The sequence below is a fragment of the Microbispora sp. CSR-4 genome (genome assembly GCF_008033685.1).
In the GTDB taxonomy this organism is placed as follows: domain Bacteria; phylum Actinomycetota; class Actinomycetes; order Streptosporangiales; family Streptosporangiaceae; genus Microbispora.
Genome location: NZ_VJVX01000001.1, coordinates 1 through 18865 on the forward strand (window position 1 = coordinate 1; position 18865 = coordinate 18865).

An 18865-nucleotide genomic window follows, 5' to 3' on the forward strand; every position below is an offset into this window, starting at 1 on the left:
GGGACGAAGTCACCGGAGGACAGGCCGTGCAGGTAGAGCAAGGGCAGCACTTCGGTGATCTTCGGTGTCTTGCGCGCCCAGGGCGGCAGGATCGCCGAGGAGAAGCGTTTGCGCTCGCCGGTGACCTCATCGACGCGCCTGTCGTTGACCCTGGGCGCCTTGACCTCGATCGCGCCGGCCGCGGTGAGCACCTCGCGCGCCTGGTGGTAGCCGTTGCGCACGACCAGACGGCGCCCATCGTCGTCACGCTGATCGGCGAACTGGGCGATATAGGCATCGACCTCGGCTTTGAGCGCTTCGGCGAGCATCCTGCGGGCGCCTTCCCGGACGATCTCGTCGATCAGGGAGGAGGAGACCGGGGCGTCTGCGGTACGGCGGTCGCCGTCAGCGGGGTCAGGGACTACGGTGAGCACGGGTGTGCCTTCCCGACCGACGTTGGCGCGTCGGTCATGCATGAGACCTACATGATCATCGGGAAGGTACACCCCTTCCCTGAAGATCCACAGACATCCGATCTCGCTAAGAGTCAAGCCGCGGTGGGCTCGGATCGGTCCGGACGCGTGGGGAAGGCCTTGTCCGGGTCGAAGGTCTGCCGGGTCTGCAGGCAGTGGTACAGGCAGCCGAGGAACCGGTTGAACAGGTTGCGCATCGCGGCCGTGTGCTTGTCGCCGGCTGCCCGGCGGCGGTCGTAGTGTTCCTTGACCTGCGGCGAGGGAAGAGCACCGAAGATCCAGACGTATCCGGCCGCCGCGAGCCGCTGGTTTTTCACCGTCCGGTGGCGCACGACCAGGCTCTTGCCGCTGGCCATGGTGATCGGCGCCGATCCGGCATAGGCCTTCAAGCCGCGGGCGTCGCGGAACCGGGTGCGGTCGTCGCCGATCTCGCCCAGGACGCGTGCCCCGGTGAGCGGGCCGATCCCTGGGAAACTGGTCAGGATCTCGGCGTCGGGGTGCTGAGAGAACGCCTCTGCCACGGCTTCGGCCAGGTCGTCGGCCGCGCGGCAGGCGGCATCGAGCTGCAGAACCAGCGCCTGCGTCTGGCGTCCCATGGCCTGCTCAACGAGCGGCAGTTGATGCAGTTGCTCGCCGGCAAAGACGGCCAGCAGGCGCTGCGCCCAGGCGTCGATGCCGCGCTGGCGTCCACAGGCGCGCAGCACCGACCCCAGGCGTGCCAAGGTGAGCTTTGCGGCTGTGGTGGGGTCAGGCGCCACGGCGAGCACTGCTCGTGCTTCGCGGGAGTCCAGGCCGATGCCGCGGACCTGAAAGGCCTCCAGCGCCGCCGGGAAGTACTGCTTGAGGTGCGAACGCAACTGGTTGGACAGCTGCCCGCGGTTCCACACCGCATCCTGCTGCGCCCTGGCCAGCACCGCGATGGCCTGCACCAGTTCTGAATCGGCTGGCAAGGGCCGGTGCGCATCTGCGTCGGTGCGCAGGATGTTGGCCAATGCCATCGCGTCGGCGTGGTCGGACTTCGCGCGGGTGACCCGGTGGCGTTCTCGGTAGCGGGCCACTGCCATCGGGTTGATCGAGTACACCTTGCGTCCGGTCGCGCGCAGGCAGGAGATCAGCAGGCCTCGGGCGGTTTCCACCGCGACGGGGATTGGGTGCTCGGCGGTGTCACCGGCCTCGGCCAGCAGGTTGAGCAGTCGCCGGTAGCCCTCGGCGTTGTCGCTGATGCGCTGCTTGGCGACCAGCTTGCCGTTCTCGTCGATCAGTGCAACATCATGGTGTTTCTCCGCCCAGTCGATACCACAGGTGATCGCCAATGGAGCCTCCCGTGTTCTGATGTGCGCCCAGCGTGTGAGCCTGTGCGGGGTCACGCAGCGCCCTAATAGAAGGGCTCGGTGGCCCGACATCCGATGAGCAGTTCGCGGCCCCAGCTCACCGCACGGGTGTCAGTCTGTGGGCAGAGCTCGCGGCTCGCGTTGCAAGAGGGGAAGTCACCGTGCGGTCGGCTCAGGTCACGATCATGGCCCTCGTGCGGCCAGGAGCGCATCTGCTTCACGAGAGGCACGGCACCGGAGCCCGCCGCCTGTGGATAGGGGTCAAGCCCCGGGTTTCAAGTAGGAGTCATCCGGTGCCGTGCAGTGCTATTAGGTTCTAAGCATTGCTCCCGGTGTCAGAGGCAGCTCGCTGATCAGCTTCGCCAGCATGGAACCGTGCGTGGAATTCAGCCATATGGGGACGGGTGAGCCCGCGTCATAGCCGGTGGGGACGACGCTGTGCCTCACATGAGTAGCCGGTCCGTTCCCCTCACTGTCGGGGAACGGGATCAACACGCCGTCGACGTCGATGAGCAGATAAACCTCAGGCACGACAGCCTCCTCGAACCGTCATGATTTCCGGGCGACAACGAGCAAGGTCTTCGGGCCGGCTGGCGGCTCACCAAGGTTCTGGAGGTCGTCGACTCGGAAACCGGCTGCCGACAGCAGCGCGACCCAGCCGAGCACGCTCGGCTCCCAGCGGCGGATCGGCACCCTGCCGCCGGACGGCAACAGCAACGTGCTGCCCCGGTCACTGCGTCTGGGATGCGGAACGGCGAAGGCCAACACTCCGCCGGGCCGCAGCACCCGCGCGATCAACGGCACGAGCACATTCGGCGATGTGAGTCCCACGGCGCCGAAGACGGAGTAGCAGATGTCGTACGGATGGCACGATGCCTGCAGGAACTGGGCCGCGTCGTCGGCGATGAAGGCGATCCCCGGCAGGTGCCCATAGCGCGTGCGCGCCCGTTCGACTTGCCTCTCGGAGATATCGACGCCGACCCCGGTGGCGCCATGGACTCCGACAAGGTGAGCGAGGTGATGGCCCGCGCCACATCCCAACTCGAGAACGCGCGCACACGCGAGGTGTCCCAGGATCTCGGCTCCTGGCCCACCGTCAAGCTCCGGCGTCCAATACATGCGAGACGGAGCCGCCGCCGGCAGTGCCGGCTCGACGGCCTGACGTTGCCGGGCGTGCTCCTGCCATGCCTGGCGGTTCATGGCACGAGCAGCCGTACGGCTTCGCGGAGGTGACGCCGTACGACCTTGATGTAGACCGGATCGCTCGTCGGGTCGTTGATCCAGCGCACGGTCTGATCCATGAACCACTCCACGATCCAGACCCGGTGCCAGCCGAGGGCCCACGCCTCGGCGGACAGACCACCCCGTGGCGCCAATGCCTCCTGCGATCCGCCGGCGGCGACGTAGGCTTCGATCAGCCGACGGACCCGTTGCACGTTTGCGGGCTGTTGGGTTCCGGGCCAGGATGCCAGGTCGAGCAGACCGGGGCCGTTGAACGCGCGGGCGAAATCGAGCAGCCGCCATCCCATCCGCCCGATGTGCAGCGAGCTGTGGTGGAACTCCGAGTGGCACAGCCCGAACGGCGTCAGCTCCGCCCCCTGAGCACGTGCGGGAGCCACCTTGTCCAGGGCGGAGAGCATCTCTGCGATGTCGAGAGTGGATTTCCAGCGGCGGACCTGCCGCAGGTAGTCCAGGTGGGCGAGCGCCCGCAAGGGCAGGGCCCGCAGTTCGTCGGCGTCGATGGTCGTCGGCAGGATCTCCGAGGGGCGAACCCGGTGGAGGACAACCGCCGCCTTGACCCCGTCGTCGTCCGCTGCCTCCCGAACCGGTTCGCCAAGGTCCTGCATCAGCATGCCGAGGATGCCGCCGCTGACGGCGGAGGCGTACAGCTCGGGGACGGGTACGCCATGAACGCCGGCCAGCTTGAGCGCCCGGTCCTCGCCGGTGAACGGCTCGGCGGCGAATTTGAAGATAGCCGTGGAGCCGTCGGGAAAGTGCAGGCGTTCCACCGCCGACAGCGACCAGGCACGCATCGGCTCACGTTTCGGCTCACCCGGGACCCTCGCCTTGGCACACAACTCGGCGCACAGCCGGGTGACGGTCAACTCATGCACGACGGTTACTCCTTCGGCATCTGGGGCGCACGGCCCGCGCTCATCGAAGCGCGGGCCGTACGGGAAGGGTCAGCTGGCGGTGCGACAGGCGTAGACCTTGGCGAGCCACTCCTCGCGGAAGCTCGTCAGCTCGGTGCGGAAGGTCTGCATCGAGGCGCCGTACGGCACGCAGGCGCCGCCGGACTGGTTGGGCACGGACTGGCAGCCGTGGACCAGCCGGCCGCCGAGCGCGGCGTGCGCCTTGATCGACTCGATGCGGCGGTACTCGTTGAACCAGGTGCCGTGGTAGACCTCGTCGAGCATGCCACCCTCCTCCTCGTCCAGCTCGTAGACGACGGAGGTCGCGGCGGGAAAGAACCAGCACGGGCCGACGTTGGAGATGTGGCCGTCCAGCTCGACCTTGTTGAGCGCCATGAAGGTGGCGGCCTCGCGGAGCATCCGCAGGTGGTCGGCGGTGATCTGGGGCAGGCCGAGGGTGGGCAGGTGCTCCTCGCGGAACAGGTAGCTGTAGACCTCCCAGGCCGTGGCCAGCACCCGGCCCGCGTCGGAGGTGGAGAAGCCCTGCTCCTGCACGAACTCCAGGGCGAGCTGTTCGACGGCGGTCTCCGCGGACTCCTCGGTGCCGAGAAGCTGACTGGCGACGAGGTTCCAGTCACACAGGAGCCAGGTGGAGTTCTCGAACCGGAAGAAGTACTTCTCGGGGTCGACCGTGATGGTGGCTCCGTCCACGGTGATCCCGGGGATGCGGTTCCAGCGTGGGTCGAAGACGACCGGCAATTCGACGGCGAACGCGTCGAGCTGGGCGCTCAGGGTCATTGAGGCACTCTCCTTCTGACGTGGGATTACTGGCGAAGGGGGAGCTATCGGGCCTGCCCGGCGAGCAGGCGTCGCCAGAGCTCCATGGCTCTGGCCGTCAGGAGCCACTCCGTCTCGCGTACGGACAGACCGGCCGGCTTGCGGACGGTGCGGCGGATGAACACCAGGCCGCCGGAAACGCACAGCTCGTAGACCACCGGCTGGCACTCACAGGTGTGCCGTCGTACCCGCAGGTGTGTGCACCGCGCCGTCGGTTTCCTCCACACGAGCCTTTCGCAGCCTGTCTGCGGTGGCGCGACGTGGACACCGTGGAACGGCGCGGGAAGCTGCGCGTCCTTGGGAACGCCGCGAGGTGCACCGTGCGAGACCATACGGGCGCACTCCGGCTAACGGTCTACCTCGGCCAGCACACGCTCGATGCGGTCTGCGGCCTCGGTGACGTTCGTGACGAGAGCGATCCGTTCGGGCCAGGGGAACCAGAAGCTCCACTCCCCCTCCGCATCCGGCACGATCATGATGTGTTCCGTGAGGACGGGAGCCTCAGGGTTCATCACGAACAGGTGGAGCGAAGACCCCTCACCGCTGCGGAGCCGCGCGGCGAAGCCCCGGCCTTCGAGTGCGGCGGCGAGCGACTGGAGCGCGTCGCGGACCACCGCCGGATCGGCAAGCTGCGTACTCATGGCGCGACCGTACGGCCGGCTCACGTGGGCAAACCCAACCAGCGGTTGGGGGTGGCATTCAGGCGATGACGCGGGCTCTTGTCGCGAGGTCCAGCAACAGAGCCGGAGGACGGCGCCTCGCCTCGATCATCTCGCCGATGGTCTGACGTGCGAGCGGGTTGAAGACGACGGTCTCCGTCGACTGTGTCTCCGACATCCGAAGGCAGGTGAGGGCTGCGTCGAAATCCCGCTGCCGCATGTGCCCTCGCGCCAGGTCGAGGAGGTGCTGCGCCCGCCGATTCGTCGAAGGGATGGCGGAGACGGTGATGGCCTTGGCCCGGTCGATCGCCGCGCTGGAACGCCCTGTCTCCACCTCGATCGCGACGCCATAAATGGCGACGTTGGCCTGGCCGAACATCGTCAGAGGGTTGTGGTGAGCAGGACCGAGAGCGGAGGCGGCCCTGTGAGCGAGGTCCCAGTGCCGCCAGGCGTCGGCGCCGCGGTGGTTCTTCGCGCAGGCGATGGCGGCGAACAGGTGCAAGGAACCCCACGCCGACAGCACGGCCTGTGAGGAGCTCGACCTCGGCTCCAAGTAGGTCGCCGCGGTCGACGCCACCTCGAAGGCCTCGTCAGTCTGACCGCGCCCGAGTGCGGCCATCGTGGAGGTCCAGGCGGAGATCGCGATCAGTTGCGGATCATCGGTCTCCTCAGCGGCGACCATCGCGCGGTCGGCGGCGCGGGCCGCCAGCTCGGCCTCCCCGACGCAGTAGAGGAAACGCTGCGCGAGCTGGAAGGTCTCGGCGAGAAGCGCCCAGGTGCTGCGCCGCATGCTGGGCGCGGCCGCTCGGTGCAGGTTCAGCGCGTCTTGTAGCAGGCCGGGTGCCACCGCGCCCAAAGCGGTGTAGGGCCGAGCCGACCCGTGCCAGGCCGACCAAGCGACGGCCAGCCGACGCCGCAGCTTCTCGCTCTCGGCGGGCAGGTCTTTCACGGGTTGCGACGGATAGAGCGGCGTGGACAGCACCTGCCGAATGGCTGGGACGGCCTCGTGCCGGATCCTGCCGCCCTCGGTGACGGTGCACGTCATGCCCTGAAGCCGGTCTTCGACGATGAGGCTGAGATCTCGTACACCGAGCACGTTCGCCAGGGCGACGAGGGTGGAGAGCTTGTCCAGGCGCTGCTCGCCGCGCTCGACCTGACGCAGCCACTCCTCCGTCCGTCCGCACAACTCCGCACACGCGCGCAATCCAAGGCCTCGGCGCAACCGAAGCACTCGGACGCGCCTGCCGATGCGCCGGTCCAGCTCTCCACTTTCCACGTGCTCAGTCGCCATGGCACGACCTCACGTTGGGGACGTAGTGTTCGCCTCGACCACGGTAACCGTGTCCGTGGGTCAGCGGATAGTAACCGATGGTGATCGCAGAGGAATGGGGAACGGCGGGATATGGCAGAAAGCAAGCCGGTTCTGTATGTGATCGCGTGCGGAGGCCGGCCGGCGGGTGAGCTTCCCGCCTTCGTCGAGCGCCTTGCGGCGGACGGCTGGACGGTCTGCATCATCGCGACGCCGTCAGCCACGAAGTTCACCGACGCCGAGCGGCTCAGCAAGCTCACCGGCTATCCCGTACGGCACGACTACAAGCGGCCCGAGGAGCCGGACGTGCTGCCCCCGGCGGACGCCATGGCGGTCGTCCCGGCGACCTTCAACACCACCAACAAGTGGGCCCAGGGCATCAGCGACACCTTGGCACTGGGCCTGCTGAACGAAGCCCTCGGGCTCGGCCTGCCGATCGTCGCCGTCCCCTGGCCCAACCATGCGCTCGCGAGGCATCCCGCCTTCCCCAGCAGCGTGGCCCGGCTCGAGGAATGGGGCGTACGGATAATCCTCGATTGGGACCGTCTCCCCGCCCCCAACTCAGGCGCCCCAGGAGCGGTCTTCTTTCCCTGGGACGATCTTTACGAAGCACTGCACGCCATACGCGAAGGCTTCGATTCTTCATCCAGCTGAAGCGGTTTCACTGCCCCGCTCTCCACATCACGGTGGCCGTCACACGCGAAGGCCTTTCGCCACACGCCCTGCAGGCCACCGTGGTCCGCTTCCCCGTCTACCCGGTCGGCGGGCTCATCGCGGTGCTCGCCACGCTGTACCTCATGTGGCGCTTCATGGCCTCCCGGTTCACCCTGCAACGCCGCCCACCACAACCACCGGCATGACGGGGACAGCAGCCGAAAGCCGCGCACTCGCAAGTTGCGGTGATAGCCCCCCGATACCCGGGCATCAGGGGGAGGCCGGGCATCGCTCACACGCCCGGTAAGGCGGGCAGGTCGGCTCCCAGCGGCCTGCTCATCGTCCCGCTCCCCGAGCGAATCGCCTGGTGAGCGGTGCCGTCTCCCTCATGCACGACCTGAGGTGCGGACAGGGTGTGACTACGGAGCCTGGGGCCTGTAGTAGCGGGCCCGGCTCTCGCGGTTCGTCACGGGCTCCCTTCGCGCCTCAGGCGGCGAACAGGAGAAGCAGCCCCACGACGGTGTAGACCACCATCAGCACGAGCAGGGGAATCTGCCCGAGGACGGCGGTCCGGCGGGGGAACAGGGCCAGTGCGCGGTCGTGCGCCAGGACGGTGCCCAGCACGTGGCCGATGACGATGACCGTCACCTGGAGGGTGGCGACTCCGGCCGGGGTGGTGCCGAACGCCTGGATGGTCCACCCGGCGGTGCCGAGCCAGTCCGCGCCGGTGTCCAGCGGGTCGGACAGCAGGGCGATGGTCCGCTGCCCCTCCAGCAGGAACAGGGTGTAGTAGTGGGCGACGACGTATCCGACGGCGATCGGCACGATCGAGTGGGCGATCTCGCCCGCCGTCATGCCGGGATCGGCCGCGCCCCATCGGCCGGCGAGCGCGGTCGCGGCACGGTACGCCGCGAGCACCACAGCGATGACGGCCACCAGGCCCGCGGTGCCCGTGACCGGGGCCGGCACCGCGCTCTCCTGAACGAAGCGCACCCACACCGGGGCGTTGGACAGGCTGTCGTACATGGTGGAGCCCAGGAGCACGACCACCAGCGTCGTCAGCCCCGGCGCCGGTCGCAGCCCGGCCATGCCGTCGAGGGAGTTACGCCAGACCACGACGCCGTCGCCGCGTCTCGCCGACGGGGCGAGCCTGCCCACGAGGTCGCTGTAGACCTCGAACGGATCGGCGTGGCCGAACCACCGGGAGCCGAAGACCACCGCCCCGGCGAGCATGAGCACGGCGTAGGCCGCGAGCCAGGCGCCGATGACCGGCAGGGTGGCCCGTTCGGGGGCGACCAGTTCCAGCCAGACGAAGGCGAACAGACCGGCGCAGGCGGGCCAGTATCCGACGCGAACGGGCAGTGGCCGCAGGCCGAGTTCGGGGTCGCGTCCGAGTCCCCTGCAGGCCAGCAGGTGCAGCGTCCGCAGCGGGCTCAGGCCGCGCCACACCGGGCCGAACAGCACCGACAGCGGCACCAGGCCGACCCAGAACAGGACGTAGAACGCCCCCGCCGTGGGATTGTCGGCCCGATCGGGACCGAAGACCAGCCCGATGCAGAAGTACGCCGCGACGACGAGCCCGGCGATCCGCCAGCCCCACCGCCAGGCCGGCGAGGTCACCGCCGTCTGGATGGCGGCGGGCACCGAGCGGGCAGCGGTGAGGGCGGCGTCCAGGCGCGGTTGTTTCCACAGCGCGCCGAGCGCTACGAACGACACCAGCAACGCGAGGGCCGCGCCGGTCAGCGCGGCCGAGAACGGGATCGGCAGGTCCTGACGGCCCCCGACGCCGTGAGCCAGCAGCATCCCGGCGGCCTAACGCACGACGAGCTGGAACAGCTGCAGTCCCGAGCCGTGGGTTTCCATCTCGAACAGACCGGTCTGATCGGCGACGAACTCGATGCTCGCCGGGGTGCCGGGCTGAAGCTCGGCCTCCTTGTCGTACCCGTGCAGATGCGCCTCGTCGGCGGCGTCGCCGGTGACCGTGATCCGCACCGTCTGGCCCTTGGTCACCTCGATCCGTCCCGGCGGCGGGGTGACCTTCCGACCGGCGATGGTGACCGTGATCTCCTTCACGGCCGAATCGGCGGGGGCGGCGGCTGCTGACTCCGCAGGGGCCGCGGGAGCCGATTCGGCGGATGCCGGGGCGGCCGACTGGGCGGGGGCGGCGGCATCCGACCCGCCGCAGGCAGACGTGGCCATCAGCAGGACCACGCCGAGCGGGAGCGCGGCGAGCAGCGGGCGCAGGCGGGCAGGGACGATCATCATGGGGGGGTTCTCCTGAAGGGGTGGTGGCGCGTCAGCGTCGCCTGGTGGATTTGGAACGCTCTGGGGTGCGCGACGACGCCGCGCGTGCGGGTTTCTTCGCCTGTGGGCGGCCGGAAGGCCGCCCTGGCGCCGGGGTGACGGGCGCAGGTCTCCGCGCTGCCCGCACCACCAGGACGCCCGCTCCGACGACCAGGACCGCGGGCACCAGCCATACCGACAACCCGCTGCCGGAGTCGCCCGGCTGCGCTGCCCTCGCGGCGGTGCCGGCCGTGCCGGTTTCGGGCACGGCGCCCTGACTGCCACCGGTTTCGGGAACCGCGGCCGCGCCGGCGCCAGCCTGTGGCGCCGCGGGGCCCATCGCCGCCGGGCTGCCCCCACTCTGCGGCGCCGGGGGCTGGGCGCCGCTTCCTGGCTCGGCCGAGGCGAGCAGGCTGGGGTCGGGCTCGTCGTCCGGGGCCTGCCAGCCCTTCGGCGGTCCCGAGGTCGGGCCCTTGTAGGTGAACCGCAGCTCACCCTGCACCGGCTCCCCGTCCGAGGCGATCGACAGATACCGGACGACGTACTCGCCCCGCTCCGGCCAGTAGGCGACCGGGATCTGCGCCGGGTATCCGGTGTTGTACACGCTCGGTTCCCAGAAGCCGTTCACCAGGTGATACTCCTGGACCGGCTTGTCGAGGCGCTTGGGTCCACCGTGCGTCCAGGGCCGGTCGACCCGGGCACCGCTGGGAGCGGTGACCGCGAAGTACGCGTTCGGAGCGGGCGCCTCGGTGAAGTAGAGCGCGAGGGACTCCATCGGCTCGCGCACCGTACTGTCCTTGACCGGTGTCGACATCGCGAGCTGGCCGTGGGCGGAAGCAGGCGCCGCCAAGGCGGCCATCGCCAGCACACCGACGATGATCAGCAGAAGCAACCGGCCCAACCAGCGCGCCATGGTCACTTCTGCTCTCCACGAAATACGGCCCCTGAATAGGGAGATTCGGCTCGGACCGATAAGACCGACAGCGACGAGATTACCGACTTTCACCACAAAAGAACACAACTTGGATCGCTGACAACAGAAGTAGATATGTTGCCGTTAGCGCTGCCGCGCGGGTCCGCCTGTAGACTGCTGCTCTACGCGGCGTAGAGCAGAGGTGGAGGTCGTGCGGCGCCCGCCTGGATGGTTTCGGCTGATGCGTGCCGGGGTTTTCGCCCTGGTGTGCGTTGGCCTGTCCCAGGTAGGTCATGATCTGATGGCCCCGCGGCCGGTGCCGGCATGGTCGGTAGGCATGGCATTAGGCCTGGTCACGATGATCGGCTACCGGCTGGCCGGTCACGAGCGGTCGACCCGCTGGCTTCTGGCGGCGGTGGAGGCGGTCCAGCTCTACCTACACGCGTGGTTCACCTGGACGACCCCGGCGGACGGAACCTACAGCGTCGGCGCACACACCATGATGCCGGGGCACACGGCCTCGGTGGCCCTCGCGCACGGCGCGATCCCCGCACATCACGGGATGTCTGTCCCGGCGATGTTCGCCGCGCACGCGGTGGCGGGCGCGTTGGTCGCCTTCTGGCTGTCGGTGGGTGAACGCGCGCTCTGGCGGGCCCTGCGTTCGCTGGCGTTCGCCGTCTCAGCCCACCTCTGCCGCGTTCTCGCTCTTATCGGGCCTGTGGCGATCCCCACCCACCCGGGCGCGGCGCCCGTGTCGCACGACGAAGACGATCTTTCGGCCACGACCGCGCTCCGGCACACCGTGGTCCGTCGGGGGCCCCCGAGGCGACGGCGTATCTCCCTTCATCCCGCCTGACCGCGCCGGATCTCGTCCGGGCAAGGCACCGCGTCGTCTGAAGCACCGCGTCGTCTGAAGCACCGGGCCGTCCACGGCCCCGGGCCGCCTGTGGTCGTCCTCGGCATCGTCCTGGTCAGGCGTGCCGTCAGCCTGCCCGAGAACGAGGAACGACCTTGACCCATCCACCAATTACTTCGGCGGCGCCCCGGCGAAGGTCCGCTGTGCGACGATCGGCGGCCGGGCTCGCCCTGCTGCTCCTGACCGGAGTGCTCGCCGGCTGCGCGGGATCGGCGGACACCGCCGCAGCGCCCGTGCGGTTGCTCGGCCCCGCGCGCGAGTTCCACGGGACCTGGCTGGAGCAGCCGCTTCCCGAGCCCGACGTGACGCTGACCGACACCTCCGGCAAGCCGTTCGACCTGCGGCGAGACACGGCGGGCCGGCTCACGCTTGTGTACTTCGGCTACACCCACTGCCCGGACATCTGCCCGACCACGATGGCCGACCTCGCCGCAGCCCTGAGAGATCTGACCGGACCCGAGCGCGACAAGATCTCCGTCGTCTTCATCACCACCGACCCCGACCGGGACACCCCAGGGGTCGTCAAGTCGTGGCTCGCGGCCTTCGATTCCTCCTTCGTCGGGCTCACCGGCGACTACGCGACGATCCGGTCCGCGGCCAAGTCGGTGGGGATCGCGCTGGAGCCGCCGGCGACCGAGAAGGGCACATACGAGGTGACGCACGGCGCCCAGATCATCGCCTTCGACGGCACCCACCGAGGCCGCCTGATCTTCAGCTCGGGCACCTCGTCCGCCGATTACGTGGCCGACCTGCGCAAGCTGCTCGGGCGAGTCACGCTCGGAAGCTCCACACCGGGTGCCGGCGGCCAAGGAGCGGCGTCATGACCGCTCTCGCGAGAACCCGCACACCTCTGATCGTCGTGGCCGCCGTCGTGGCCGCGATCGCCTGGGTGTCGACCGGCCACGCCGGGCCCATGAAGATTTCCGATCTGCGGGTGACGGGGGCGTACGTTCCGCAACCGGCCTCCCCGGACGTGGCAGCCGCCTACTTCACCGTCACCAACTCTGGCAACGTCCCCGCCGTGCTCACCGGCGTCCACACGGATGTCTCCGACATGTCGATGATGCACGAGAGCACCGGCACCACCATGACGATGCTCCACTCGGTGACCGTACCCGCGCACGGCACCGTCGCCTTCAGTCCCGGCCGCTACCACATCATGATCGAGTCGCCGACGCGGGCGCTGAAGCAGGGCGACCACGTGACACTCATGCTGAGCTTCGCCAAGGTCGGCCAGATCACGGTGACCGCTCCCGTCATGCCGGTGGGCTACCGTCCCCCGGCCCAGGGCCGATGAGCGCCGCGGGCGCACCGCGCCGGTTCACCCGGCGCGGCGTGCTGGCGGCGACTACGGCGGCCGGCGCCGCGGCCGTCGCGGGAGCGGTGGGCGGCGACGCCGCGGCCTCGGTCTTCGGAGGGGAGCGTGCCGAGGAGGTGGGGGGACGGCGCATTCCGTTCGACGGCGCCCACCAGGCCGGCATCCTGGCCCCGACCGCCGCACACGGGTGGTTCGCCTCCTTCGACCTGGCCCCCGGCGTCACGGCCCGCCATCTGGAAGCTCTGCTGCGCACATGGACACGTGACGCCCGGCTGCTGACGGCGGGCGAGCCCGTGCCGGGAGACGACGCCATGGCGCTGGGCCACGGGCCGTCCTCCCTGACGATCACCGTGGGGTTCGGCGCCTCGCTGTTGCGCAAGTTCACGATGGCCGTTCCCGCCGCGCTCGCCGCGATCCCGCCCTTCCCCCGGGACCAGTTGGACCCGCGGCGCGGCGACGGCGACATCGGCGTGCTGCTGACCGCCGACGACGCGGTCGTCGCCGCCCACGCCCTGCGAGCGCTCAGCCGTACGGCACGCGGAACGGCGGCCCTGCGATGGCAGATGAGCGGCTTCAACGCCGTCGACGGAGTCACCGTGGCCAAGGGAGCCACCCCCCGCAACCTCATGGGCCAGCTCGACGGAACGGGCAACCCGAAAGTGGGCGAGCCGGGGTTCGACACGCACATCTTCGCCACCGATCCGGGGTGGATGCGCGGAGGCAGCTATCTGGTGTTCCGGCGCATCCGGATGCTGCTCGACGCGTGGGACACCCTGTCACGCGAACGGCAGGAGCAGATCGTCGGGCGGCGCAAGGACACCGGGGCCCCGCTGTCCGGCGGCACCGAGTTCACCCCGTTCGACCTCGGCAAGCAGATCCCCGGCGGCGGGCTGGCCATCGGCCCCGGCGCCCACGTGCGGCAGGCCGCCCCCGCGTCGAACGGCGGGGCGACGATCCTGCGGAAGGGGTTCTCCTATTTCGACGGCCTCCGGCCCGACGGCGCGCCGGACGCCGGGCTGCTGTTCCTCGCCTTCCAGCGCGACCCCAGGGACGGATTCACCCGGATCCAGCAGCGCCTGGCGCTGGCCGACGAACTCAGCCGGTTCATCGTGCACGAGACCAGCGCGCTGTTCGCCGTCCCACCCGGGACGAGTTCCCACGGCTACCTCGGCCAGAGCCTGCTGGAGGCTCTGTGACCGCGCCGCACGACCGAATCTCGAAGATCAGGAGAGATGCATGAGCACATCGAAGCGCGAGCGGCTGCGTCAGGAGCGGATACGGCAAGCGCAGAGGGAGAAGCGGCGCCGCAGACTGGTGATCGTGTCCGTCTGCCTGGTGGTGCTCGTCGCCGCTGTGACCACCATCCTCGTACAGATGAGCCGCACCAAGGCCACGTCGTACGCCGGCGACCTCGCCCCCGTCAGCGTGCAGGAGGACGGGACGGTCGTCATGGCCCGATCCGGGACGACGAAGCCGGTGCTGGACATCTACGAGGACTTCCAGTGCCCGATCTGTAAGGAGTTCGAGCACATCAACGGCGCACAGATCAAGCAGTTCGCCGCGGAAGGCAAGATCAAGGTCGTCTACCATCCGATCGCCTTCGTCAATCCGCAGGGGTCCCTGCGGGCCGCCGCCGCCGCGCGGTGCGTACCCGGCGACTCCTGGACGGCCTTTCACGACGAACTGTTCGCCAAACAGCCGGACGAGCGGGTCGCCCTCACGGTCGACGACTTGAAGAAGTTCGCCGACGGCGCCGGAATCACCGACTCGGCTGTGCTGTCCTGCATGGAATCCCAGAGGCATGCCGCCCAAGTGCAGCAGTACACGCAGACGGCCTTCTCCTCCGGTGTCCAGGGCACTCCCACGGTCCTGCTCGACGGCAGGAAGCTGCCCGACGACCAGGTCCTCACCTCGAGTGGCCTGCGCGGCACGCTGGAGAACGCGACCAAGTAGGAGGCGCGTACCGACCCGGCCGTTCCCCAGCGAGAAGACTGACGCCACGGCCGGGGCCGGTGTCAACGACGCCGCCGCGCCGGTTCAGGCGGTTCCGTGCATTCGCGATGGGCACCGGTACTGACGCCGTTGTCGGCGCCTCTGGCCTGACGCTCGCCGACGACAGCCTCCGGCCGCTTCCGCTGACCGGCCGCACCTTCCGGGGCTTTCGCGGTGCACCCGTCGGGCCGTCGCGGTGATGTGCAGCTCATCGGGCCCGTCGAGGATGCCGGCCGTCCGGCCGGTGCGGAACAGCCGGGGCAGCGCGGTGTCGGGACCCAGTCCTTCCGCACCGTGGACCTGGATGGCCGCGTCGGTCACCTGCCGTAGCATGCGGGCGGCCGCGACCTTTGCCAGGCCCGTCTCTGTTCTCGCGTCCAGCCCCGCATCCAGACGGGCGACGGCCTCGAAGACAAGCGGCCGGGTCGTCCTGATGGCGAGCAGCGCGTCGAAGACGAGCTTCTGGACGAGCTGGTGATCGGCCAGCCGTCCCGTGGAGGTCCGCCGGTCACAGGCTCGCCCACACATGAGGGCGAAGGCGTGTTCGGCCTGGCCCAGCCAGCGGAGGCATCGAAGCAGACGGCCGAGCCGTACGCGCCGCGCCACCACGCGCAGGCCCTCGCACTCCTCACCGAGCTCGTCGGCGGCACGAACCGACCGCTCCAGGTGACCGCCGCTCGCGAGCAACTCGCTCACCAGGAGCGGAAAGCGGCCGCGGTCTAGCGCTGGGGCACCCAGGCCACCTCCGATCGGCGCCGGGCCCAGTCGGCCGTCCCGCTCGCCCGTGCTCCGCCGACCTCGATCAGGCCGCTGGTCTCGCGGATGCCGGCCGAGGATCGCGCGGAGCAACGTGCTCTTGCCCGACCCGTTGGTGCCGGTGATGGCCAGATGCTCGCCGGGGGCCAGATCGAGATCCACGCGATCGACCGCGGTGAGCCGGCCGTGCCGGCAGGTGACACCGGCGAGGCGGAGCGGGGTGGCGCGCGCGGACAGACCTCGGGGAGGTGATGACATGGTCATGCTCCTGCGGGAGGTGGGTAGGCGTGACCTACCGCGGCCCGGCGCGGACCACGGCGAAGGAACCGGCGGGCCAGGCGGCCAACCGGGAATTGAAGCAAGCTGACGATTGACGCAGCCGGCGCCGGTCAAAGGCGGGATGTCTTCGCGGCTACACCGGAAGGGCGATGCGCGACCCGAATAGGCGAGTCATCGCCTACGCCGACCGAGGCACACGGGATGATGCGGCGTACTCCAGGATGGCATTCCGACTTGTCGCCCGATCGCGATATAGAGGCAGGAAACGCCCATCAGAGACGTCGACAGATGTCAGCCGGCCAGGATGGACACAGGCGGCGTTCGGCCTCGCAGCCCTGTCGCTCCGTAGGTTGTTCGGACATCGGTAGGTGGCCGGGGAACGACCGGAGAGCCGGTCGTTCCCCGGCGAGCGGTGCTACCAGGCGACCGGCAGGGAATCGAGACCGTAGACGATGGAGATCTCGCGAAAGGCGAGTTGCTCGAACGGCACGGCCAGCCGCAGACCGGGAAAACGGCGTAGCAGCGCGGGGAAGGCGATGCGCATCTCCATCTGCGCCAGAGGAGCCCCGATGCATCTGTGGATGCCGTGTCCGAAGGCGACGTGAGGGCTCACCTTGCGCCCCGGGACGGCCAGGTCCATGTCCGCGCCGAGAGCGGGATCGCGATTGGCCGCGGTCAGCGAGCACAGCACCATCTGCCCCCTGGCGATGGGCTGCCCGGCCAGCACGAGATCCTCGCGGGCGAAGCGCGGGAAGGCGACCTGAACAACTGTCAGGTACCGCAGGAGCTCCTCCACGACCTGATCGACGTGGTCGTCGGTGTCGCGAACCAGGGCGGCCTGCTCGGGATTCTCCAACAGCCACAGCGTGCCGAGAGCGAGCATGCTGGTGCTGGTGTCGTGCCCGCCGGTCAGCAGGCCATCGGCCAGACCGGCCAGCTCGCGATCGCTCACCTCGTCACCGTGCTCACGCAGCAGCGTGCCCAGCAGGCCGTCGCCGGGGTTCGCGCGTTCCTTGGCGACCAGATCGGTCAGGTACATGATCGAGTCGTTGACCGCCTGGATGGACGCTTCGGGACCGGCGGACAGGTCGAACCTGTCGGCACTCATCCGGAGGAAATCAGACCGGTCGCCGTACGGCACACCCAGCAGTTCGCAGACGACGAGCGACGGGATGGGAAGGGCGAACGACCGGACCAGGTCCGCTTCACGCCCGCTCCGCTCCATCGCGTCCAGATGGTCGTTGACGATCTTTTGGATGCTGCCGTCCAGCCGCCGCAGCCGCCGCATGGTGAACTCGGGCGTCAGCAGGCGCCGCAGCCGCGTGTGCTCGGGCGGGTCGCGGAAACCGAGACCGCCCGGGTCTTCCTGGTTCGCTCCCGCGGCGATCACGTTCGCGAAGTCGTTGCTGAACCGAGCCGCGTCGCCCAGCACCGCCCGGACGTCGTCATACCGGGTCACCAGCCAGACAGTGGAACCGTCGGGCATCCGCATCGGGAAGACGGGCTGCTCGGATCGAATGCGTCCGAGCTCCGCCACAGGATCGAAACCCTGACGGAGGAACTGCATGAGGGGAAATTCGTCATCTGCCATCGAAGATGATCCTTCGTACGAAAGGCGCGCCGGCTGTCACATCGGCCGGAAGCCGGCGCGGACGATGGGAGGCCGGAGGGAGACGTCGCATCAGCGGCTGTCCGGTCCGGAAACTGGTCTTGGGAAATACGGCGGTCAGGAAGGGGTGTCCCCGCCGGCGGGGTTTCTTCTCCGCCACATCAGCAGTGCCACGGCTCCGGCGAGTGCCAACCCGGCCATGACCGCCCATGTCCAGCCGGGGAGGGCGCCCTGCTCGTCCGTCTCGCCCGTCGCGCTCACGGGTGTGCGGGCCGGAACCGGGCTGGGCACGGGGATACTGGACACGGGGGTGCTGGAAACGGAGGCGCTGGACACCGGGGTGCTGGACACGAGGGTGCTCGGCAGCGCAGCCGACGAGGAACCCACGATGAAGGGGATCTCTCCTTCGATGGGGCGGCCATCGGCGGAGACGACCCGCCAGACGACGGTGTAGCTGCCGGAGGGAAGCGGCTCGTCGACGTCCACAAGCACCTTGGCGCCGCGGGTTCGGGGTGTGCCGGAGGGGAAGCGCTGCCCGGCCGCGTCGTGCAGGAGCACGACGGGATAGCGCACATTGTTGTTGAACTCCAGCTCGATGAGGTCGAGGCTGGAGACCACGGCGTTGCTGGCGGGTGTGCTCGATCGCAGGGTGTCGTGTGCCAGCGCCGGTGCGGCGGATGCTCCCAGGACGGCGCTCAGAAAGCCGAGGAGGAGAAACGCTCTGGCTGTTTTCCTTGTCACCCGCGTTCACCGTTCTCGGGACCCGATGGGCGGTCCTCCACGTCGTCCGGGAGCGGTGGCGTCGGCGGTTTCCTGCCCCGCGCCACCAGGACGGCGGCCACTCCGAGAACCACGACCGCGGCCACGACCGCCCAGATCCAGCCGGGTGTGCCGGTCTCCTGACGTGGGCCTTCCTCTCCGGCCACCGGGGAGGCGACGGGCGCCGTCCCTCCGGCCGATGCCGCCGACGAGGATCCGACGATGAACGGTATCTCCCCTTCGATGGGGTGGCCGTCGGAGGAGACGACCCGCCAGGCGATGGTGTAGCTGCCCGGTGAAAGCGGGCCTGCGACCCCTTCCACCACCGTGGAGCCGTCGACGCGCGGAGTCCCCGATTCGAAGCGACGCCCGGCCGCGTCATGAAGAACGACCACGGGAAAACTGACATGCGCGCTGAACTCCAGCTCGATCTCGTCGAGGCCGGAGACGACGGCGTTCGCAGCGGGTGTGCTCTTCTTCAGACTGTCGTGCGCAGACGCGGGTGAGGCGAACACCACCGCGAACAGGCACGAGATGCCGAACAGAAAAACCGCTCTGACCGAGGGATGCTTCACGACAGGCTCCAGGCATGCGGGGAGGTCGTGGCCCGGCGTGTGACGGTGGACGGCGGTGTCATCGGGGTATCTCCAGTCGTCGTGTGTGGGT

The 18865-nt window shown here is 69.2% G+C and carries 22 protein-coding genes; 7 read left to right on the forward strand and 15 right to left on the reverse strand.

The features are described from left to right. The 8 genes from FLV34_RS00005 to FLV34_RS00040 form a co-directional block, all read right to left on the reverse strand. Positions 1 to 413, reverse strand: a 413-nt coding sequence (locus FLV34_RS00005) for a transposase (RefSeq protein WP_187280500.1), incomplete at its 3' end; no start/stop codon positions are given. A gap of 113 nt (positions 414 to 526) precedes the next feature. Then, positions 527 to 1765: an IS110 family transposase gene (locus tag FLV34_RS00010; RefSeq protein ID WP_147942084.1), complete on the reverse strand. Its 1239-nt coding sequence runs from the start codon at positions 1763 to 1765 to the stop codon at positions 527 to 529. 567 nt (positions 1766 to 2332) lie between these two features. Next, positions 2333 to 2983 (reverse strand): bifunctional 2-polyprenyl-6-hydroxyphenol methylase/3-demethylubiquinol 3-O-methyltransferase UbiG, encoded by a 651-nt coding sequence (locus FLV34_RS00015; protein ID WP_147942085.1) that lies wholly within the window; start codon positions 2981 to 2983, stop codon positions 2333 to 2335. Further along, positions 2980 to 3888 (reverse strand): phosphotransferase, encoded by a 909-nt coding sequence (locus tag FLV34_RS00020; RefSeq protein ID WP_222709369.1) that lies wholly within the window; start codon positions 3886 to 3888, stop codon positions 2980 to 2982. Before FLV34_RS00020 ends, FLV34_RS00015 begins: the two co-directional genes overlap by 4 nt. Positions 3889 to 3966: 78 nt before the next feature. Next, positions 3967 to 4713, reverse strand: coding sequence for a hypothetical protein (locus FLV34_RS00025; protein WP_147942086.1), 747 nt, complete (start codon positions 4711 to 4713; stop codon positions 3967 to 3969). 44 nt (positions 4714 to 4757) lie between these two features. Then, the gene (locus tag FLV34_RS42110; RefSeq protein WP_205831149.1) at positions 4758 to 4910 is read right to left on the reverse strand and encodes a hypothetical protein; all 153 of its coding nucleotides are present in this window, start codon (positions 4908 to 4910) and stop codon (positions 4758 to 4760) included. A gap of 189 nt (positions 4911 to 5099) precedes the next feature. Further along, entirely contained in the window at positions 5100 to 5393 is a 294-nt protein-coding gene (locus FLV34_RS00035; RefSeq protein WP_142651842.1) for a hypothetical protein, read from the reverse strand. Positions 5394 to 5451: 58 nt separating this feature from the next. Continuing rightward, positions 5452 to 6702 carry a helix-turn-helix domain-containing protein gene (locus FLV34_RS00040; RefSeq protein WP_147942087.1) on the reverse strand — a complete coding sequence of 417 codons (1251 nt, stop codon included), beginning with the start codon at positions 6700 to 6702 and terminating at the stop codon, positions 5452 to 5454. Between the two features lie 111 nt (positions 6703 to 6813). Here FLV34_RS00040 and FLV34_RS00045 point away from each other — a divergent pair, with 111 nt between their 5' ends. Together FLV34_RS00045 and FLV34_RS40085 are read left to right on the forward strand one after the other, a co-directional pair. Beyond that, entirely contained in the window at positions 6814 to 7374 is a 561-nt protein-coding gene (locus FLV34_RS00045; protein ID WP_142651844.1) for a flavoprotein, read from the forward strand. Positions 7375 to 7406: 32 nt separating this feature from the next. After that, positions 7407 to 7580 (forward strand): hypothetical protein, encoded by a 174-nt coding sequence (locus tag FLV34_RS40085; RefSeq protein WP_168066541.1) that lies wholly within the window; start codon positions 7407 to 7409, stop codon positions 7578 to 7580. Positions 7581 to 7860: 280 nt separating this feature from the next. Here FLV34_RS40085 and FLV34_RS00050 read toward each other — a convergent pair whose 3' ends face one another. Genes FLV34_RS00050 through FLV34_RS00060 form a run of 3 tightly spaced genes read right to left on the reverse strand, consistent with a single transcriptional unit; the run spans position 7861 to position 10570 of the window. Then, positions 7861 to 9177, reverse strand: a complete 1317-nt coding sequence (locus FLV34_RS00050) for a hypothetical protein (protein WP_147942088.1) — start codon at positions 9175 to 9177, stop codon at positions 7861 to 7863. 9 nt (positions 9178 to 9186) lie between these two features. Continuing rightward, complete coding sequence (locus FLV34_RS00055; RefSeq protein WP_142651846.1) at positions 9187 to 9639, reverse strand: hypothetical protein; 453 nt, start codon at positions 9637 to 9639, stop codon at positions 9187 to 9189. Between the two features lie 31 nt (positions 9640 to 9670). After that, positions 9671 to 10570: a copper resistance protein CopC gene (locus tag FLV34_RS00060; RefSeq protein ID WP_142651847.1), complete on the reverse strand. Its 900-nt coding sequence runs from the start codon at positions 10568 to 10570 to the stop codon at positions 9671 to 9673. Positions 10571 to 10811: 241 nt separating this feature from the next. Here FLV34_RS00060 and FLV34_RS00065 point away from each other — a divergent pair, with 241 nt between their 5' ends. From FLV34_RS00065 to FLV34_RS00085, 5 genes are all read left to right on the forward strand, one after another. Continuing rightward, entirely contained in the window at positions 10812 to 11426 is a 615-nt protein-coding gene (locus FLV34_RS00065; RefSeq protein ID WP_147942089.1) for a hypothetical protein, read from the forward strand. A 203-nt stretch (positions 11427 to 11629) separates the two neighbouring features. After that, positions 11630 to 12310 carry an SCO family protein gene (locus FLV34_RS00070; RefSeq protein WP_187280501.1) on the forward strand — a complete coding sequence of 227 codons (681 nt, stop codon included), beginning with the start codon at positions 11630 to 11632 and terminating at the stop codon, positions 12308 to 12310. Then, on the forward strand, positions 12307 to 12783 hold the full coding sequence (locus FLV34_RS00075; RefSeq protein WP_147942091.1) for a copper chaperone PCu(A)C: 477 nt from the start codon (positions 12307 to 12309) through the stop codon (positions 12781 to 12783). The genes FLV34_RS00070 and FLV34_RS00075 overlap by 4 nt, the downstream gene beginning before the upstream one ends. After that, complete coding sequence (locus tag FLV34_RS00080; RefSeq protein WP_147942092.1) at positions 12780 to 14000, forward strand: Dyp-type peroxidase; 1221 nt, start codon at positions 12780 to 12782, stop codon at positions 13998 to 14000. The genes FLV34_RS00075 and FLV34_RS00080 overlap by 4 nt, the downstream gene beginning before the upstream one ends. A 40-nt stretch (positions 14001 to 14040) precedes the next feature. Then, positions 14041 to 14757 (forward strand): thioredoxin domain-containing protein, encoded by a 717-nt coding sequence (locus tag FLV34_RS00085; RefSeq protein ID WP_147942093.1) that lies wholly within the window; start codon positions 14041 to 14043, stop codon positions 14755 to 14757. 84 nt (positions 14758 to 14841) lie between these two features. Here the strand turns inward: FLV34_RS00085 and FLV34_RS41225 are convergent, their stop codons facing one another. From FLV34_RS41225 to FLV34_RS00110, 4 genes are all read right to left on the reverse strand, one after another. Further along, positions 14842 to 15810 (reverse strand): acyl-CoA dehydrogenase family protein, encoded by a 969-nt coding sequence (locus FLV34_RS41225; RefSeq protein ID WP_222709370.1) that lies wholly within the window; start codon positions 15808 to 15810, stop codon positions 14842 to 14844. A 436-nt stretch (positions 15811 to 16246) separates the two neighbouring features. Continuing rightward, on the reverse strand, positions 16247 to 17422 hold the full coding sequence (locus FLV34_RS00100; protein WP_147942094.1) for a cytochrome P450: 1176 nt from the start codon (positions 17420 to 17422) through the stop codon (positions 16247 to 16249). Between the two features lie 135 nt (positions 17423 to 17557). Next, positions 17558 to 18181, reverse strand: coding sequence for a copper resistance protein CopC (locus FLV34_RS00105; RefSeq protein ID WP_147942095.1), 624 nt, complete (start codon positions 18179 to 18181; stop codon positions 17558 to 17560). Continuing rightward, positions 18178 to 18774: a copper resistance protein CopC gene (locus FLV34_RS00110; protein WP_147942096.1), complete on the reverse strand. Its 597-nt coding sequence runs from the start codon at positions 18772 to 18774 to the stop codon at positions 18178 to 18180. The genes FLV34_RS00105 and FLV34_RS00110 overlap by 4 nt, the downstream gene beginning before the upstream one ends. Positions 18775 to 18865: the final 91 nt, after the last annotated feature.

Coding starts and splice junctions, on each gene's coding strand:
- FLV34_RS00100 (WP_147942094.1), bottom strand. CDS start 17,422: ATGGCAGATGACGAATTTCCCCTCATGCAGTTCCTCCGTCAGGGTTTC.
- FLV34_RS00080 (WP_147942092.1), top strand. CDS start 12,780: ATGAGCGCCGCGGGCGCACCGCGCCGGTTCACCCGGCGCGGCGTGCTG.
- FLV34_RS00035 (WP_142651842.1), bottom strand. CDS start 5,393: ATGAGTACGCAGCTTGCCGATCCGGCGGTGGTCCGCGACGCGCTCCAG.
- FLV34_RS00055 (WP_142651846.1), bottom strand. CDS start 9,639: ATGATGATCGTCCCTGCCCGCCTGCGCCCGCTGCTCGCCGCGCTCCCG.
- FLV34_RS00085 (WP_147942093.1), top strand. CDS start 14,041: ATGAGCACATCGAAGCGCGAGCGGCTGCGTCAGGAGCGGATACGGCAA.
- FLV34_RS00065 (WP_147942089.1), top strand. CDS start 10,812: ATGCGTGCCGGGGTTTTCGCCCTGGTGTGCGTTGGCCTGTCCCAGGTA.
- FLV34_RS00045 (WP_142651844.1), top strand. CDS start 6,814: ATGGCAGAAAGCAAGCCGGTTCTGTATGTGATCGCGTGCGGAGGCCGG.
- FLV34_RS00015 (WP_147942085.1), bottom strand. CDS start 2,983: ATGAACCGCCAGGCATGGCAGGAGCACGCCCGGCAACGTCAGGCCGTC.
- FLV34_RS41225 (WP_222709370.1), bottom strand. CDS start 15,810: ATGTCATCACCTCCCCGAGGTCTGTCCGCGCGCGCCACCCCGCTCCGC.
- FLV34_RS00075 (WP_147942091.1), top strand. CDS start 12,307: ATGACCGCTCTCGCGAGAACCCGCACACCTCTGATCGTCGTGGCCGCC.
- FLV34_RS00040 (WP_147942087.1), bottom strand. CDS start 6,702: ATGGCGACTGAGCACGTGGAAAGTGGAGAGCTGGACCGGCGCATCGGC.
- FLV34_RS00025 (WP_147942086.1), bottom strand. CDS start 4,713: ATGACCCTGAGCGCCCAGCTCGACGCGTTCGCCGTCGAATTGCCGGTC.
- FLV34_RS00060 (WP_142651847.1), bottom strand. CDS start 10,570: ATGGCGCGCTGGTTGGGCCGGTTGCTTCTGCTGATCATCGTCGGTGTG.
- FLV34_RS00050 (WP_147942088.1), bottom strand. CDS start 9,177: ATGCTGCTGGCTCACGGCGTCGGGGGCCGTCAGGACCTGCCGATCCCG.